General features: G+C 68.2%; 10 protein-coding genes. 4 read left to right on the top strand and 6 right to left on the bottom strand.

Annotated elements, in window-relative coordinates:
- Positions 1–60 precede the first annotated feature (60 nt).
- Together ACFC4D_RS40470 and ACFC4D_RS40465 are read left to right on the top strand one after the other, a co-directional pair.
- The gene (locus ACFC4D_RS40470; RefSeq protein ID WP_376071481.1) at positions 61–1,455 is read left to right on the top strand and encodes a polysaccharide biosynthesis protein; all 1,395 of its coding nucleotides are present in this window, start codon (positions 61–63) and stop codon (positions 1,453–1,455) included.
- 9 nt (positions 1,456–1,464) lie between these two features.
- Positions 1,465–3,246: a hypothetical protein gene (locus ACFC4D_RS40465; protein WP_376071478.1), complete on the top strand. Its 1,782-nt coding sequence runs from the start codon at positions 1,465–1,467 to the stop codon at positions 3,244–3,246.
- A 32-nt stretch (positions 3,247–3,278) separates the two neighbouring features.
- Here the strand turns inward: ACFC4D_RS40465 and ACFC4D_RS40460 are convergent, their stop codons facing one another.
- Positions 3,279–4,451, bottom strand: coding sequence for a glycosyltransferase family 4 protein (locus ACFC4D_RS40460; protein ID WP_376071475.1), 1,173 nt, complete (start codon positions 4,449–4,451; stop codon positions 3,279–3,281).
- Between the two features lie 260 nt (positions 4,452–4,711).
- Here ACFC4D_RS40460 and ACFC4D_RS40455 point away from each other — a divergent pair, with 260 nt between their 5' ends.
- Positions 4,712–5,569 (top strand): methyltransferase domain-containing protein, encoded by an 858-nt coding sequence (locus ACFC4D_RS40455; RefSeq protein ID WP_376071472.1) that lies wholly within the window; start codon positions 4,712–4,714, stop codon positions 5,567–5,569.
- On the opposite strand, the gene ACFC4D_RS40450 is transcribed toward ACFC4D_RS40455, so the two are convergent.
- Both ACFC4D_RS40450 and ACFC4D_RS40445 read right to left on the bottom strand, forming a co-directional pair.
- Complete coding sequence (locus ACFC4D_RS40450) at positions 5,531–5,830, bottom strand: hypothetical protein (protein ID WP_364636414.1); 300 nt, start codon at positions 5,828–5,830, stop codon at positions 5,531–5,533. The two genes, ACFC4D_RS40455 and ACFC4D_RS40450, sit on opposite strands and share 39 nt — an antisense overlap.
- 158 nt (positions 5,831–5,988) lie before the next feature.
- On the bottom strand, positions 5,989–6,192 hold the full coding sequence (locus ACFC4D_RS40445; protein WP_375961111.1) for a hypothetical protein: 204 nt from the start codon (positions 6,190–6,192) through the stop codon (positions 5,989–5,991).
- Positions 6,193–6,477: 285 nt separating this feature from the next.
- On the opposite strand from ACFC4D_RS40445, the gene ACFC4D_RS40440 reads away from it, so the two are divergent.
- The gene (locus ACFC4D_RS40440; RefSeq protein WP_375961113.1) at positions 6,478–7,917 is read left to right on the top strand and encodes an aldehyde dehydrogenase; all 1,440 of its coding nucleotides are present in this window, start codon (positions 6,478–6,480) and stop codon (positions 7,915–7,917) included.
- A 77-nt stretch (positions 7,918–7,994) separates the two neighbouring features.
- On the opposite strand, the gene ACFC4D_RS40435 is transcribed toward ACFC4D_RS40440, so the two are convergent.
- From ACFC4D_RS40435 to ACFC4D_RS40425, 3 genes are all read right to left on the bottom strand, one after another.
- Positions 7,995–9,821, bottom strand: a complete 1,827-nt coding sequence (locus tag ACFC4D_RS40435; RefSeq protein WP_375961115.1) for a phosphoenolpyruvate carboxykinase (GTP) — start codon at positions 9,819–9,821, stop codon at positions 7,995–7,997.
- A 223-nt stretch (positions 9,822–10,044) separates the two neighbouring features.
- Positions 10,045–11,649 (bottom strand): hypothetical protein, encoded by a 1,605-nt coding sequence (locus tag ACFC4D_RS40430; RefSeq protein ID WP_376071468.1) that lies wholly within the window; start codon positions 11,647–11,649, stop codon positions 10,045–10,047.
- A 3-nt stretch (positions 11,650–11,652) separates the two neighbouring features.
- Entirely contained in the window at positions 11,653–12,363 is a 711-nt protein-coding gene (locus ACFC4D_RS40425) for a hypothetical protein (RefSeq protein ID WP_376071466.1), read from the bottom strand.
- Positions 12,364–12,671: the final 308 nt, after the last annotated feature.

Below are 12,671 nucleotides of genomic sequence, written 5' to 3'. Positions count from 1 at the left end.
GGGCCGCTTTCGTTTCACCCGCGCATTGCCCGGCCCGGACAACTCCGGGGGTGCGGCGCGATGGTCGTGCGGGCGGGTGGGAGCATTGCGGTCGTGTCCGTTGTACGTCGTCTACCCGTGGTGGCGGATCTGACGTTGGTGACGGCGGGCGCGATGACCGCCAATGTGGCGGGATATCTGCTGCAACTGCTGGCCAGTCGATGGCTGGGCGTCGCGGGCTACAGTCCGTTCGCCAGCCTGCTCGCGGTACAGCTGCTGTGCGCGGTGCCCGCGCTGGCATTACAGAATGTGGTCGCCCGAGAAGTCGTGCGCGGCGCGGGAATCCCCGCCGCCCGCGGCCTGTCCCTGCGCTGCGCCGCGCTGGTGGCCGCCGTGGCGATTCCGCTCGTACCCGTGGTCAGCGCGGTGCTGTCGGTGAGCCTGGTGGCCGCGGCCGCCGCACTGTGCGCCGCACCCGTTCTGGTACTGCTCTCCGGGGAGCAGGGAATCCTGCAGGGCCGCAGCCGCTTCCGCGAACTCGCGATCGTCCTCGGCGGCGCCGGAATCCTGCGCGTCACCCCCGCCGTCGTGGTGCTCGGCAGCGGCGGCGGCACCACCGCCGCACTCTGGGCAGCCGCCATCGGCATCGCCCTCGCGGCACTCGGTGCCCGTCGCACGGTCGACGGCATCGATCGCGCCGACGAGCGCACCGCACCACCGCGCGAGTACACGGGCGGGGCCGGGGTGCTGCCGGTGTTCCGAGCGGTGCAGGTGCAGGCGGCGCTGATGGCGCTGTCGTCGGCGGATTTGATCGTGTCGCGAATCGTGCTGGACGAGAACGATGCCGGGCGGTACGCGCTCGGGGCCATCGCGGCGAAGATCGCGTTCTGGCTGCCGCAGGCGGTGGGGGTGGTGCTGTATCCGCGCATGGCGCAGCCGCAGCATTCCGCGCGCGCGGTGCGGTCGGCGCTGGCCGTACTGACCGGGATCGGGGCGCTCGCGGTGGCCGCCGCAGCCGTCGCCGCGCCGCTCGCGCCGCTGCTGGCGGGACAGGATTACGCGCCGGTGCAGGGACTGCTGTGGGTGTTCGCGCTCAACGGCGCACTGCTCGCGGTGCTGCAGGGCGCACTGCTCTCCGCGATCGCCGCCGATCGCACGGCACCGGCCGCGATCACCTGGCTCGGTCTCGCCATCGGCGTCGGCGCGATGCTCGGGTGGGCGCATTCGGTATCCACCCTGATCACCATCGCCACCACGACCTCCGCCCTCACCACACTCGTGATCACCGTGCTGGCGCTGCGCACAGCTCGTGAAACAACCTCCCGCGTCCCTGCCGCACGCGATTCCGCCGCTCCCGGCGAAAGCGACCCGGCCACCCCCGGCAAACGCGATTCGACCGCACCTGGCGACAGCGGCCCGGGCGTCCCCGGCGAAAGCGATTTCGGCGTCCCCGATTTCGGCCCGAGCGGCGCATAGGGTGCCGGTGTGAACAGTCGGGTTCGCGGTAGCTGGAGCAGGTTCGTGCCCGCGGGGTACAGCCTGGCGCTGTCCCTGCTCGTCCTCGGTCCCCTGTTGGGCCCGGGTTATCTCCTGCTCCGCGACGCGGTCAGCACTCCCCGCTCCTATCTGACCGATTCCGCCCTCGGCCTCGGCGACGCCGCACCCCGCGCCGTCCCGCAGGACGCCCTCATCGCCACTCTTTCGCCCCTGATCGACGGCGGCCTGATCGTGAAAGCGATTCTGCTGACCGCACTCTGGCTGGCGGGCTGGGGCGCGGCCACCCTCACCCGCTATCTCCTGCACGTCTCCACCGGCCCCCAACTGGTGGCCGCCACCCTCGCCATCTGGAACCCCTACGTAGCCGAACGCCTCCTGCAAGGCCATTGGAGCCTGCTCACCGGCTACGCCGCCCTCCCCTGGATAGCCCTGCATGCCACCCGTTTACGCACCATCCCGGCACCTTTCGCTCGAACCTGGCCGGTATGGGCGGCGCTCGGCGGCTGGCTGGCGGTGGCGGGCCTGACGCCCACCGGTTCCCTGCTGGCGGGAATCATGGCCTTCCTACTGGTCGGCCGCCGGAATCTGCTTGCGACAGTGGCTCTCTGGATCGCATCCTCGGCCCCCTGGCTGGCCGCCACCGTACTCGTGGGCTCGGGCGCGGAGCCCTCGGATCCGGCGGGCGTAGCCGCCTTCGCCGCGCGAGCCGAACCACTGCTCGGAACCCTGGGCAGCCTCGCCGGATTGGGCGGCATCTGGAACAGCACCGCCGTCCCCGGCTCTCGCACAACATTTTTCGCCCTGATCGGCACCGCGATACTGCTGGCCTTGGTCGCCACCGGAATTCGTTCCACCCTCCGCCCCGGTGCCACGGCCCCGGGTACCCGGCAGGTACTGGCGGGACTGGCGCTGGCGGCGATCGTGATTCCGGCACTCGGAGCTACCGGGTGGGGCCTCTCGATCGGAGAGTTCCTGGTGGCGCATGTGCCGGGGGCCGGATTGCTGAGGGATACACAGAAATTCGCGGCACTGGCCATGCCCGCGTTCGTAGTGTGTGCGGCTGCCGGCTGCCGAGCGGTGGCGGAGTGGATCGCGCGGCGCGGCGAGGTGCGCCGGGGACACGGTCCGGTTGGGGCGGTGGCAGCGGTATTCGTTGTGCTGGTGCTGATTTCACTGCCGGATATGGCTTGGGGCGTGGGTGGGGCGTTGCGGCCGGTGACGTATCCGGCTGGGTGGGAGCGGGTTGCCTCGAAGGTCGAGGGGCCGGGGGATGTGGCGGTGCTGCCCGGGGGGATGTTCCGGAAGTTCCGGTGGTCCGGAGGTGCGCCGGTGCTGGATCCCGCGCCTCGAATGCTGCCTCGGGATGTATTGCAGACCGGGGAGCTTCCGGTGCAGGGAGCGACCGTATCCGGTGAGGGGATGCGGGCCGGGCAGGTCGAGCGGTTGCTGTTGCGGGGTGGCTCGGCGGCGGAACTGGCGCGGCTCGGTGTGGGATGGGTGCTGGTGGAGGGTGGTACGCCGGGACCGGTCGGCGAATCGAAAATAACTCTGGGCCAGCTCAATTCGGTGTACAGCGATCGCGACCTACAGCTGTATCGGGTGCCGGGCGAGATCACCCCGCATGATGCCTCGGCCGCGGCGCGGCGGGTATCCGGTGCCGCTCACCTGGTGTGGGGCGTATTGCTCTGCGGCGGAATCGTTTCCGCGCTCGTTCGCTTCCTATCGCGGTCGCGGACCCGGCGTCGATCCGCGACGCGCTCAGCCGCGTAACCGTGCCACCGATACCGACGTAGTGCGGGGACTCAGGAAACCGTCGCTCCCGCAACGAGTCCGGAGACGCGTTCACCGCGGGCGACGGCAGACAGAACGTCGAAGACGCCGTTTCCGGTTTGCTCCCAGGAGAATTCGCGAGCTCGGGCGCGAGCCTTTTCGCCCAGGACGGTACGGGATTCGGGGTCGGCGAGGAGATCGCCCACGGCTTCGGTCAATTGGGTGACGTCGTCGACGAGGACGCCCGTCACACCGTCGACGATGGAGTCGGTGAGGCCGCGGGAGCTGCGGTAGCCGACGGTCGGGACGCCGTGCTGGGCGGCTTCGATGACCGCCAGACCCCAGCCCTCCTTGCGGGAGGGCAGCACATGCACCCAGGCGCGGGCGAGCAGATCGTGTTTGCGGTCCTCGTCCACGTGGCCGTGGAAGGTGACGGCGTCGGCGATGCCGAGTTCATCGGCGTGCGCGCGCAGGTTGGCATCCCACCAGCCGCCGCCGATGACGTCCAGGTGCAGGCCGGGAACGCGCCCGCGCAGGCCCGCGACGACCGCCATGGCGTCCTCGATCTGCTTGTGCGGCACCAGCCGCGACAGCACCACGATGCTCGGATGCGCGGTGCGGGTGCTGTGATCACCGGTCGGCGCCTGCTCCGGAATGGGTTCGGCGCCATTGCGCACCACCGCGATTCGCGCCGCCTCGACGCCGAGCGCGGTCAATTCCTCGGCCGAGGGCAGTGACACAGTCAGGTACTGATTGCCGCGATGCACGCGCGGTGACAGCTGGGATTCGATCCACCAGCCGATGCGCCCGATCAGTCGTCCCGCCACCGGCCACTGTTCGCGATGCCCGTGATGCACCAGCACCACCGTCGGGGCCGCCGCGGCCGTCCGCGCGAAGAAGGGGATCCCGTTCTGGGTGTCGATCACCGCGTCGGGCCGCAGCCCAGCCAGCGGCCCTATGCCGAACCGGCCGAGCGCGATGGCGGCCAGCGCCCGCGGATACACCGTGTACCGCCCGCCACCGCGACTGATCTCGATCCCATCGAGGTGTTCGCGGCGCGCGGCCCCCGGGTACCGGGCGGTCCGCAACGTGACCTTCACACCGCGGGCGGCGAGCTGAGCGCCCACCTGTTCCAGGTAGCGCTCACTTCCACCGCCCTGCGGATGCCCGGTGTCGCGCCAGCACAGCAGCAGCACTTCACGCACGGACGATCTCCAGGGTCATCGATGGGGACGGCGAACAATGGGCTCCACCCTATAGCCCGGCCCGCCTCCCCGAGCCAACAGTGGTCAGCCGACCACCAACTGCTCAATCGCCCCGGAGGGTCGCCGTATTACCTCCCCGGCCGGGTAAGGGCCGGATTCGTCATCGCATCGCGGCCATTTTCCTTGCGAAGAAGGCGTGTCGGGGTGCGAGGTTGTGGGTGGGAAGGGGTGATGGCCGTAATTGTGCGAGACTGCTCGCCATGCTTCGAGCCGAGCAGAACCGTGCCGGGAGACGTCCGAGATTCGCGCGTCGGGCGACCCTGCGACGCTCGCTACGGCTGCTGGGCAGCTTCCGGTTCGAGCAGACGGATCCGGGCCTGTTCTACGGCGGGATCGCGACCGATACGGCCGATATGGTGGCCGATTTCTACCGGGATCTGACGGGCCGCTCCCTGAGCGGGACGGTCGTACTCGATGTGGGCGGCGGTCCCGGCTATTTCGCGGACGAGTTCACCCGTGCGGGTGCGCGCTACCTGCCGGTCGAACCGGATCCTTCGGAGATGCACGCGGCGGGCCTGCGGGTGGCGGGCGCGGTGCGCGGTTCGGGCATGGCGCTGCCGTTCCGCGATGACGCGGTCGAGGTGTGCGTGTCCTCGAATGTGGCCGAACATGTGCCGCGCCCCTGGGTGATGGCGCGGGAAATGCTGCGCGTCACCAAACCCGGTGGGCTGATGGTGTTTTCGTACACGGTGTGGTTCGGGCCGTTCGGCGGGCATGAGACCGGCCCGTGGCACTACCTGGGCGGTGAGTACGCCGCGCGCAGATATCGCCGCATACAGGGCCGCGAACCGAAGAATCGTTTCGGCAGGTCATTGTTCGCCGTGAGTGCGCGGGACGGCGTGCGCTGGGCGAATACCGCACCCGGCGATATCGAGATTTTGGCCGTTTTTCCCCGGTACCACCCGCGCTGGGCGTGGTGGGTGGTGCGGGTGCCGATCGTGCGCGAACTGCTGACCAGCAATCTGGTCGTGGTCGCCACCAAGCGCGCGGCCACGAGAACGCCTGCCGCCGAAGCGGATTCAGCGCTCGAGTCGACCACGCCGCCAAAAGCGCCGTAGCCCACCGCATTCGGGTTCGCCCCAGGGTGACTCCTGGGTTGCGAGCCCGACCGTCTCCATTGCCGTGAGCCCGACCTGTCCGGCGAGCGCGTTCACCGCAGCTACCGCCTCGGCGGCTTGTAGTGCGGCCGTGGCCTGTTCGGTGGTGAGGGTGCGGCCGGGCAGGAATGACACCACCCAACCGCCCACGCCAACGCTTTTCGCCTGATGAGGCGTGAGATCGCTTGTCATGAGCGACCGATCGACCACTTGCACCGCCATGACCCGGACTCCCCTGTGCGATAACGGTTCACGTTATGAGCGAGCTATCCACGATAGCTATAAAGCATGCTCGCTACGCCTTCCGAATGCAATAGTGCGTTTCACGAAAAGCGAACCGACAGGTTGGAATTCGATGGTGGCGAGTGCTACGCGATAGCTCAGAGATCGCCCATCACCAATCGCAGTACCGGCTGGCCCACCCGCGCGGCCCCCTGCGAACTCTCCACGACTTCCACCTGCCAGCCCGGCGGTAACACCTTCTGCAACTGACTCGCGGCCCGCTGCATCGGAGTGCTCGCCGACAGCGGAGGAATCTCGGTCAACTCGGGGAGAACGAAAGCGTCGGAATGCACCTGGGTCATACGATTCGCCTACCTTTCGCGTAATCGAACGAGTAGCCGGCCGAAGGGCTGGAAATTCGAAAAGGGGGCGCGGCAACCGAAGTACCAATAGCTAATTTATAGCAACAGACCGGATCGGTCATGCTGAGGAGCCACGGGAGAGCATAGGGCACCGGTGGGCGAATCGAATTGCGAACCGCCCCGGAAGAATGAACTTCGCGCGCTTTCGATTTCATCCCACTGACCGGGACACTTGTCCGGTCTTCACTACAGACAGCCCTCGGGCCAAAACTGTAACGTGTTCTCATGGATTACCAGAGTCTGTTCATCGGCGGCAGCTGGACCGCGCCCGCGGGTTCGGAAACCGTTCAGGTCGTCTCCCCCGCCACCCTCGAAACCGTCGGCAGCGTGCCCGACCCCACCCGCGCCGACGTCGACGCCGCGGTCGCCGCCGCCCGCCGCTCCTTCGATCACGGACCCTGGCGCACCACCCCGCCCGAGGAGCGCGCCGCACTGCTGGCCCGCGCCGTCGCACTGCTCGACCAGAAGTCGGGCGAGTTCGCCGCGGCGCTGTCCGCCGAGATGGGCGCGCCGACCATGACCGCCACCACGCTCAACTACATCCCCGCCCGCGGCACCCTCGACTTCTACGCCGGGCTCGGAAAGTCCTTCCCCTGGACCGAATCCCGCACCGGCCTGTTCGGCACCACCCGGGTCTCGCGCGAGGCGGTCGGCGTGGTCGCCGCGGTCATCGCCTGGAACGTGCCGATCTTCCTGGCCGTGAACAAGCTCGCCCCCGCACTGCTGGCGGGCTGTTCGGTGGTGCTCAAGCCCGCACCGCTGACACCGCTCTCGGCGAACCTGCTCGCCGACCTGTTCGCCGAGGCCGGGCTGCCCGAGGGCGTGCTGTCCGTACTGCCCGCCGGACCCGAGGTCTCCGAATACCTGATCTCACATCCGGATGTGGACAAGGTGACCTTCACCGGCAGCACCGCCGTCGGCCGCAAGATCGCCTCGATCGCGGGCAGCCAGCTCAAGCGCTGCTCGCTCGAACTGGGTGGCAAATCCGCGGCAATCCTGCTGCCGGACATGGATATCGCCGATATGCCCAAACTCGCCTTCTCCGGATTGATGAACAGCGGCCAGGCCTGCGTCGCCCAGACCCGCATCCTGGCCCCGCGCTCGCGCTATGACGAAATCGTCGACGCCCTCACCGAATCCGTGCGCCTGTTCCCGCTCGGCCTGCCCGACGACCCGAATGCCCAACTCGGACCGCTGATCTCGCAGACGCAGCGCGAACGCGTCGAGGGCTATATCGCCAAGGGCAAGGATGAGGGCGCGCGCCTGATCCAGGGCGGCGGCCGCCCGTCCGATCTGCCCGGCTGGTACGTGGAACCGACCGTCTTCGCGGACGTCGCGAACTCCATGACCATCGCCCGCGAGGAGATCTTCGGCCCGGTGCTGTCGGTGCTGCCGTACGACACCGAACAGGAGGCCATCGCCATCGCCAACGACTCGGACTACGGCCTCGCCGGTTCGGTCTACACCACCGATATCGAGCACGGCGCGGAGGTCGCGAGCCAGATCCGCACCGGCACCTACGCCATCAACTGGTACGCCTTCGACGCCAGCGCCCCCTTCGGCGGCTACAAGACCTCCGGAATCGGCCGCGAGAACGGCCCCGAGGGCCTGGACGCCTACTGCGAACTCAAGTCCGTCCTGATGCCCGCGGGCTACACGGGCTAGACCGCACACCCCACCGAAAAGGCCGCCCGCGCTCCGAGGAGTGCGGACGGCCTTTCGTATTCAGCTTGCGGGGCGAATCAGCCCAGGCGCTCCTTGAGAGCTTCGAACTCGTCGCGCACGCCGGAAGGCAGCTTGTCGCCGATGAATTCGAACCACTCCTCGATGAGCGGAATCTCGCGCTTCCACTCCTCCGGGTTGACCTTGAGCGCCTCGTCGACGTCGGCGGCGACCACGTCCAGGCCCTCGAGGTCGAGGTTGGCCGCGACCGGCACATTGCCGATCGGGGTGGCGGTGGCCTCGGCGGTGCCTTCGATGCGGCCGATGATCCACTCCAGCACGCGGGAGTTCTCACCGAATCCGGGCCACAGGAAGCGGCCGTCATCGCCACGACGGAACCAGTTGACGTAGAAGATCTTCGGCAGCTTGTTCGCGTCCGCGTTCTTGCCCAGGTTCACCCAGTGACCCAGGTAGTCGCCCACGTGGTAGCCCAGGAACGGGATCATGGCCATCGGGTCGCGGCGCACGGTACCGACCTTGCCCTCGGCGGCGGCGGTCTGCTCCGAGGACAGCGTCGCGCCCATGAACACGCCGTGCTGCCAGTCGAAGGATTCGGTCACCAGCGGGACGGTGGTCTTGCGGCGACCGCCGAACAGGATGGCCGAGATCGGCACGCCCTGCGGGTCGTCCCATTCGGGAGCCAGGGTGGGGCACTGCGACATCGGGGTGCAGTAGCGCGAATTCGGGTGCGCGGCGAGGGTTTCGGACTCGCGCTCGTACCAGTCGTTGCCCTTCCAGTCGATCAGGTGATCGGGCTGGCCCTCCAGGCCCTCCCACCACACATCGCCGTCATCGGTGAGCGCCACGTTGGTGTAGACCGTGTTGCCCGCGTCGATGGTGGCCATCGCGTTGGGGTTGGAGGAGTGGTTGGTGCCGGGCGCGACACCGAAGAAACCGAACTCCGGATTGACCGCGTATAGCTGCCCGTCCTTGCCGAAGCGCATCCAGGCGATGTCGTCGCCGAGGGTTTCGGCGCGCCAGCCCGGGACGGTCGGCTGGATCATGGCGAGGTTGGTCTTACCGCAGGCCGACGGGAACGCGGCGGCCACGTAGTAGTTCTTGTTCTCCGGCGAGATGAGCTTGAGGATCAGCATGTGCTCGGCCAGCCAGCCCTCGTCGTGCGCCATCGCGGAGGCGATGCGCAGCGAGTAGCACTTCTTGCCCAGCAGCGCGTTGCCGCCGTAACCCGAACCGTAGGACCAGATCTCGCGATCCTCGGGGAAGTGGGTGATGTACTTGGTGTCGTTGCACGGCCACGGCACATCGGCCTGGCCCTCGGCCAGCGGCGCGCCGAGCGAGTGCAGCGCCTTCACGTACGGGCGGTCGGTGCCGAGCTTCTCCAGCGCGGCGGAACCGGCGCGGGTCATCACGCGCATCGAGACCACGACGTATTCGGAGTCGGTGAGCTCGACGCCCAGCTTGGGGTCTTCCGCGCCGAGCGGGCCCATGCAGAAGGGCACCACGTACATGGTGCGGCCCTTCATGGAACCGCGGTACAGCTCGGTCATGGTGGCGCGCATCTCGGACGGGTCGACCCAGTTGTTGGTCGGGCCGGCGTCGGATTCGTTGCGCGAACAGATGTAGGTGCGAGATTCGACGCGCGCGACGTCGGAGGGATCGGAGAGGGCGAGGTAGGAGTTCGGCTTCTTGGCCTCGTTCAGCTTCTTGAACGTGCCGGCCGCGACGAGCTGCTCGGAGAGCCGCACCGCCTCTTCCTCGGAGCCGTCGACCCAGACCACGCGCTCCGGCTGGGTGAGTTCTGCGACCTCCTGTACCCAGGCAAGCAGTTCCTTGTGCTCGGTGGGCGCGGTGCCATCGTGAAGACCAGGAATGGTCGCTGAGGTCATGAAACAACTCTCCTGAGATGGGTGGCCCGGGGTGCTCGCGACACCGAGTGCCACCATTGCGGCAAGGCACCCACCCTCGCCTTGCAGGTAGCTCGTCCCGGCTGGACGGCGTACAAGGACCAAGCGGACGCCCAGGTTCCTGCCATAGAGGTTAACGCCATATATCCCGGCGTATGGAATCGGGTTGTCCAGTCGGTACCGGGTCGAAACCTCCGACCAGCGATTATGCGAAATCGAGTGCGCTCAGGTCACGTTCACATGCCGTCAACAATGCGGGTCGCCGTTGCGCCGCCTGCCGCAAGTGCGCCTCCAATTCCCCTACCCTGCGGTCTGTTTCGACCATGCGCGCGGTACTGGTCCACAGCACGCGTTCGGTGAGTCGTTCCTCCGCCTCCACCAGTGCCGTGGCAACCCGCTGCTCCAATTGCGCCTTCACGTTGACCAGCGCGTCTGCCACCCACTGCCGTAAATGAGCGCGCTCAGCGAGTTGCCGGCGAGCCCGCACCACCCAGCCCGCGGCGGCCACGCCGAGCACCAAACCGACCGGCACGATTGCGTATTCGGCCGCCTCCCACCACGCCAGCGGGACCACCGCGAGCCGCGCCGCGCCGAACCCTGCCGAGCCCCCTAACGCGATCATCAGATGATCTTCGACACCCCGGCACCTGGGTTCAGGATCCGGACCCACCCGGGGCCGCCGATCCCGCCACCCGAGGACGCTCCCGGCGGGCAGATCGGGCGGCACCGAATCCGGTGCGCGCACCGCCTCGGCGAGCAGCCGATCCAATTCCGCGAGGCGGCCGTGCGTATCGCGGTCGATATCCCGTGTGATCTTCTCCACCGAATCCTGCAACCGCTGTGGATAACCGGCGTGCGCCCCGCGCGGCAACCGCTCGATCTCGGCGCGGGCCGCGGCGTTCAAACCGCGAATCCGGACACCCGCCTCGTGCAGCAAATCCACCCGCGCCAAATGCAGCCGATTCCGGATCATCGCCATCGCCGTTCCGCGACCGCCGTCGTTCACCGCCAGCAATGTCGCCCGCTCCGCCCGCAGCGCCGCCACATCACCGCCCGTGCGCAATTTCGCCAGCTCGCCTTCGATCCGCGTGCGCGTCTCCGCGACCACCCGTTCGCGCACGATCCCGGCTTGATCCCGCACAGCCCCGGCGCCGACGGCCGCCACCAGCCGGGCGTGCAATTCCCCGATACCGGACCGATCCCCCAGTCCCGCATCCCCGTTCATGCGCGCCACCACCGCCATGCGCGCCGAAATCGGGACGATCTCGACCGGCTCGCCCTCCGACAGCAACTCGATGGCCCGTTCCCGCACCTCCCGCCATTCGGGGTGCGCATGGAATCCGGCCAGTGCGAACACGATCCGAGTGCCCGCACCGCGCAACCGTCGCACCATCCCCAGCAGCTCCCGCCCGATCGGCGCTCCCGCGTCGAGCACCACGCAGGCCACCGCTGCCGGTCGGCGCGGTTCACGACTCTCCGCATCGGCCGTCAGCAACTCCACACGCGGTGTGTGACCGGCCAATTCGGCCCGCAGCAGCGGGATATGCACATCGTCATCCCCAACCAGCGCCACCGCCCCGTGGGAGACCTGTGCACAACTTCGCATTGCCAGTAGCAATGCCATCCCGTGCGGATTCCAGCGCGTCACAATCGCTTCCGCCAGCGCGGAAAGACCCGTCGGCCGCACCTCGGACACCCGAGCTGCGGATAGCGGTTCGGGTGGTGGCAGCGTTCTCTCGACCGGCGGCAGATCCAGTGCGAAAGGGAGCGGGGCCATTCCGTTCAGGGGTTCGGGTTCACGATCCAACACTCGTTATTCGTTGCGAGGGGCGGACCGGGTGGGGAATTCGGCAACCGCGCCCGCGATTTCCGCCGCCGCCCGTTCATAAAGGTGATGGAGTGCCCAATAGATGAGATCTATTCCACTGGCGGAGTGCAGGATTTGCAGTAGCGGTTGCGGGGCCAGCTCGGGGGCGTGCCGCAGCGCGGCGAGGGCGCAGGCGACACCGTGCAGATCCCAGCGCTCCAGTAATTCCACGCGGGCCGGTACATCCTCGGCGACGGCCGGATCCGCGAAGAGGTCCGCGGTGAGCGTGAAGGCCGGATCCGCGCTGTCGCGATGGCGGCGCAGGGTGCGCAGATCCGCCTCGGTGAACATGCCCGCACGGGTGTGCACAGCCAGGGAGGCAACGGCGGGAAGGGTGTGGATACCAAGGGTTTCGCTGTGCCGGGCAGCAGCCTGAGCTGCGTCGGACCACCGGGAACCGATGGCATCGGCCTTGTTGAGAATCACCAGGGTGCGGTCCGGGCGCAGGGTTTCGAGCACACGGCGGTCAGCGGCACCGAGGGTGCCGGGCAGGACATAGAGGATGAGATCGCCGTCCAGGACCGGGTCCGGATGTCCGGGATCGTCCACCGGCGCGGTTTCCTCGGCGGTGGTGAGGGACAGCGCGTTTCGCAGCGTGGACTTACCCGCGCGGGCGCGACCGCTGACCTGGATACGCGGTGATCGCCCGGTCGGCACCGGGCGAGCCTAGTCGTGGCCCGAGCGGATCGAACCGCGTTCGCCACAACCCGCCCGGTCTGCCGGAACTGCCCGGTGCGGGCGGCACGACATCGCGGGATCGGACCGGCACGAGCGCGTGCCGCGATGCGCTCGAGTGAGACCGCGCGGTCCGACCTGTGCGGTGAGAAATCCTCGTGAAGTGCGGGTTTATCTGTGCGACAGCATAATTCGGTGCAACTGCTCTTCACAGACACCGCGATCTCACCTAGGGTTTCGATCCGGTCGGCTACCCAGGCCGATAACGGCGACGGCGGTTCCCCCGGGGA

Origin of the sequence: Nocardia sp. NPDC056000, from assembly GCF_042269265.1 — a bacterium.
In the GTDB taxonomy this organism is placed as follows: Bacteria; Actinomycetota; Actinomycetes; order Mycobacteriales; family Mycobacteriaceae; genus Nocardia.
Note: the sequence above shows the minus strand (reverse complement) of the source record. Positions and strands in the feature narration are given on the sequence as shown.

Excerpts from the sequence above, each read along its gene's own strand:
- ACFC4D_RS40435 (WP_375961115.1), bottom strand. The coding sequence starts at position 9,821 with ATGACCTCAGCGACCATTCCTGGTCTTCACGATGGCACCGCGCCCACC.
- ACFC4D_RS40455 (WP_376071472.1), top strand. The coding sequence starts at position 4,712 with ATGCTTCGAGCCGAGCAGAACCGTGCCGGGAGACGTCCGAGATTCGCG.
- ACFC4D_RS40440 (WP_375961113.1), top strand. The coding sequence starts at position 6,478 with ATGGATTACCAGAGTCTGTTCATCGGCGGCAGCTGGACCGCGCCCGCG.
- ACFC4D_RS40445 (WP_375961111.1), bottom strand. The coding sequence starts at position 6,192 with ATGACCCAGGTGCATTCCGACGCTTTCGTTCTCCCCGAGTTGACCGAG.
- ACFC4D_RS40450 (WP_364636414.1), bottom strand. The coding sequence starts at position 5,830 with ATGGCGGTGCAAGTGGTCGATCGGTCGCTCATGACAAGCGATCTCACG.
- ACFC4D_RS40470 (WP_376071481.1), top strand. The coding sequence starts at position 61 with ATGGTCGTGCGGGCGGGTGGGAGCATTGCGGTCGTGTCCGTTGTACGT.